General features: G+C 58.5%; 4 protein-coding genes and 1 pseudogene. 2 read left to right on the top strand and 3 right to left on the bottom strand.

Going from position 1 to position 3,449, the window contains the following annotated elements; translation table 11 throughout:
- A partial coding sequence (locus tag ABX749_RS26535) for an acyltransferase (RefSeq protein ID WP_372898655.1) occupies positions 1-816 on the bottom strand: 816 nt, incomplete at its 3' end.
- 49 nt (positions 817-865) lie between these two features.
- Positions 866-1,147 carry a hypothetical protein gene (locus ABX749_RS26530; RefSeq protein ID WP_372898654.1) on the bottom strand — a complete coding sequence of 94 codons (282 nt, stop codon included), beginning with the start codon at positions 1,145-1,147 and terminating at the stop codon, positions 866-868.
- Between the two features lie 110 nt (positions 1,148-1,257).
- Here ABX749_RS26530 and ABX749_RS26525 point away from each other — a divergent pair, with 110 nt between their 5' ends.
- On the top strand, positions 1,258-1,827 hold the full coding sequence (locus tag ABX749_RS26525; protein ID WP_095737578.1) for a DJ-1/PfpI family protein: 570 nt from the start codon (positions 1,258-1,260) through the stop codon (positions 1,825-1,827).
- 84 nt (positions 1,828-1,911) lie between these two features.
- Positions 1,912-2,826, top strand: a complete 915-nt coding sequence (locus ABX749_RS26520) for an alpha/beta hydrolase (RefSeq protein WP_372898653.1) — start codon at positions 1,912-1,914, stop codon at positions 2,824-2,826.
- On the opposite strand, the pseudogene ABX749_RS26515 reads toward ABX749_RS26520, so the two are convergent.
- Positions 2,823-3,449 (bottom strand): annotated as a pseudogene (locus ABX749_RS26515) (hypothetical protein); the annotation flags it as partial. The gene ABX749_RS26520 and the pseudogene ABX749_RS26515 overlap by 4 nt on opposite strands.

The raw sequence follows: 3,449 nt of genomic DNA, 5'->3' as shown, positions 1-3,449 counted from the left end.
GCTGAGCAGGACGGCGCCAAGGGCCAACAGCCGGGGGGATGATCGGGCGACCCATTGCAGTTGCCCGTCGTGGATCGCGAGGCCGTAGCCGGCTGCGAAAAAGACACCGCTATAGATCCACTTACTTGGAACCGGCAGAAACGCGTGCTGGAACCCCCAGACGACTTGGGGCGCCGCCGCCAAGGTGGTGACCGCGACAGTCGCCAGGATTGCCAGCAGCACCTTCGGCCGCGAAACCGCTTGAGAAATTCGTGCAAACGGGGTTCGCGAAGCAGTCTGGATCAGACAGGCAGCGACAACAACGTACAGAAAAACATAGAGCAGAAACCACAGATGACTCAGGCCCCAGATCTGTTCGGAAATCGGTGTCGGGAATTTCAGACTTTTCAGTTTGATCGCCGGCACAACGCCTTCGACCACCAAACCCGCGGTCCAAATGTAAAGGCTGATCGGCAGGATCACGACGATGCCAAAAGCCAACGGAATCAGCAACCGTTTCGCTTTGGATTGAATCAGACGGTTGGGGGAGTCTCGGTGTGAAGAACGACACAACAAGAATCCTGCCATCATCAAGAACAACGGCATGATGATGACTTCGATGCTCCAGAACACGGCATCGACGATCCGGCTGCTGGTATCCCACACGGGCCAAACCAAACCGGGCATCGGGTGCCGCGCATAGGGAACGCCGGCGTGCAGTGCGACGACTGCCAACGCCGCGATCGCGCGCAGTGCGTCAAATCCGACAATCGCGTCAGGCTGCGTCGGCGGTAGGTCCAGGGAGGGTGTTTGGGTGGGCTGATCAGGGCGAATCACTCTCATGATTCTTCGGTACCAAAACCGCACCGCGCGACGAAAGGACGATTTATTCTCGGCCGAGCACGTCGGTGCGAAGGTCTGTGGTGCCCAAGAAGATTTGTCGCATCGGTCGCGCCGGCGTGCCGCGACGGGATTGGTCCAACAACCGGACCGTGTTGCCGTAGACGTGCAGCAGACGACCCGGGCGTTGCTCGATCGGCATCGATTTAATGCTCGCCCGGTACTCACCGGTCGGCAGAATGATCGGGCTCCAGCCGGTCGGAGAGGTCGCCGATGTGGGTGTGATCGATGTGATCAGCAGTGTGCTCAGTAGTATCGCGTATCGCATAAACGTATCCCCCGGTTTAAATTTCATTGCCACTCTAGGTTACGATTTCGAACCGGAATCCGGCCGGAGTCGGAAAACGCAAGACTCTACTTACCGCAAGGGAAATTCAAATGGGCAAAAAGATTTTGATGATCGTCGGAGACTATGTCGAGGATTACGAGGCGATGGTGCCGCTGCAGATCCTGCAGACGATGGGGCATACGGTCGACACGGTTTGTCCCGACAAAACGCCCGGTGACACGGTGGCCACGGCGATCCACGATTTCGACGGTGACCAGACCTACAGCGAAAAGCCCGGGCACCGCTTCGCCATCACCGCCGACTTTTCCGGGGTCGACGTCGCGAGCTATGACGCCTTGGTGGTGCCGGGTGGCCGGGCGCCGGAATACCTGCGTCTCAACGCCCGGGTGCTGGAGATTGTCAAGCAATTTGACGTCGAAAAGAAGCCGATCGCCGCGATCTGCCACGGCCCGCAAATCCTGGCAGCGGCAGGCGTCTTGGTCGGAAAAGACTGCAGTTGCTACCCTGCGGTGCAGTTCGAAGTCACCGCCGGGGGTGGGAAATATGTCGAGCCGGCCGCGACGATGGATTCGGCTCACACGCACGGACACCTGGTCAGCGCACCGGCCTGGCCGGCCCATCCCGCGTGGATGCGGGCCTTTTTAGAGCTTCTCAATTAGGCATTGGGGCTTGTTTCAGCGCATAATAGAGGGAAATGAGCAAACCGAGATTGCCAACCGAGATTGTCTGCCCAGGAGTTTAGAATGTGCCGTTTGTCCGTACGAGTTGTCATCCTTGCGTTCACACTGACGTTGTTGACGCAGTCGACTCTGTCCGCACAAGGTCCCCGGAAGAAGGTGGAACCGCCGCCTCCGCCGGGCCCCGTCAAATTGCCGACCAAGGACGGTTTGGAACTGAGCGGATATTATTTCGGTTCCAATAAAGGCAAGGCGGCGATCCCGGTGATGATCGTCCATGAGTGGAAAGGCCAAAAGGCGCCCTACGGCAAGCTCTGTATCGCACTTCGTGATGCCGGTTGCGCCGTCTTGGCGCTCGACTATCGCGGACACGGTGGATCGCGAGAGTACACCGATCCACGCGGGGAAACGCAGGAATTCGATTTGGAACGGATGCGCAAGCAACACGTTCTGGCGATCGTCAAGTACGACCTGGATGCGGCCAAAGCGTTCCTGGAAAAGGAAAACAACGAGGGCAAGCTGAATTTGAACGCGCTGGTCGTCATCGGCATCCGCGAAGGGTGCGTGTTGGCCGCCGGCTGGACCCAACGCGATTGGAGTTTTGTGCCGGTCGGGACGCGTAAACAAGGCCAAGACGTCAAGGCGTTGGTACTGGTGTCGCCCGAACGCTTGTTGAAGGGGGTGCCGATCGAAACCTCGATCGCAGTTCCCACCGTCGCCTCATTGCCGATCATGATGGTTGTCGGGGAAGGTTCGCCCGAACAGAGCGACACGGATCGAATCTACAAACGGGTCGAGGCGGCCAAGAAGAAACTTACCGGCGGCAAAGATCCCGAGGGGCTGGAATTGCTGCAGGTCAAGCAGCCCTTGGGAGGCCCCTTCTTGGTCAATGAATCAGCTCAGGTGATCCCCGAGATCGTCAAGTTCGTCACCTCGCAGGTGCCGATCAGCGAAACCGACAATCCCTGGATCGAGCGTTAGTTGCTTGGTTTGGGGACGTACCGGTATTGGCCGCCGTTCTGTTTCGCGATCCGCCGCATCCGGCTCTCGCCCTCTCGGCTGTGATAGCCGATCGTGTGCACGATGCTGATCGGACCGTCGTCACCGAATAGATTGTCGATCCGATTGATCTCCCCCAGCATGTCCTCGATCCGCTGGGGGAACTCGCCGTCGGACAACAGAAAGATCACGTCCGGGTTCAATTCCAATGCGAACGGCAAGGCGTCATAGGGCGCCCGGCCGCGATCCATCTTGATCGTCATCGCCCACCGCTGCAGCTTCTGCTTGTTCTCCGCCGTCGCATACACACTGCGTGGCTCGTCTTCGTCGAGCGATGACAGCCGCATGTAGTCGGGTTCGGCATCGAAGAAGATGACATAAAAACGCTGATCGGATGTCAGCAAGCGAATCGATTGCAATAACTCCGCACGCGCCGAATCAAACGCGTCGCCCATGCTGCCGCTGCTGTCGACCAGATAGACGAAGTGGTTGCCGCCGCCATCGACGCCGCAAAAACTCATCGTCGCATCCGAATCGGATTTCAACGACATCGCTGTCATGCTGGTCACGTCACGCTGAATCATCGACTCGATCAACGGAGTCGG

Origin of the sequence: Stieleria sp. (assembly GCF_041595215.1) — a bacterium.
Lineage (GTDB): Bacteria > Planctomycetota > Planctomycetia > Pirellulales > Pirellulaceae > Stieleria > Stieleria magnilauensis.
This window is presented reverse-complemented; position numbering and strand designations above follow the sequence as displayed.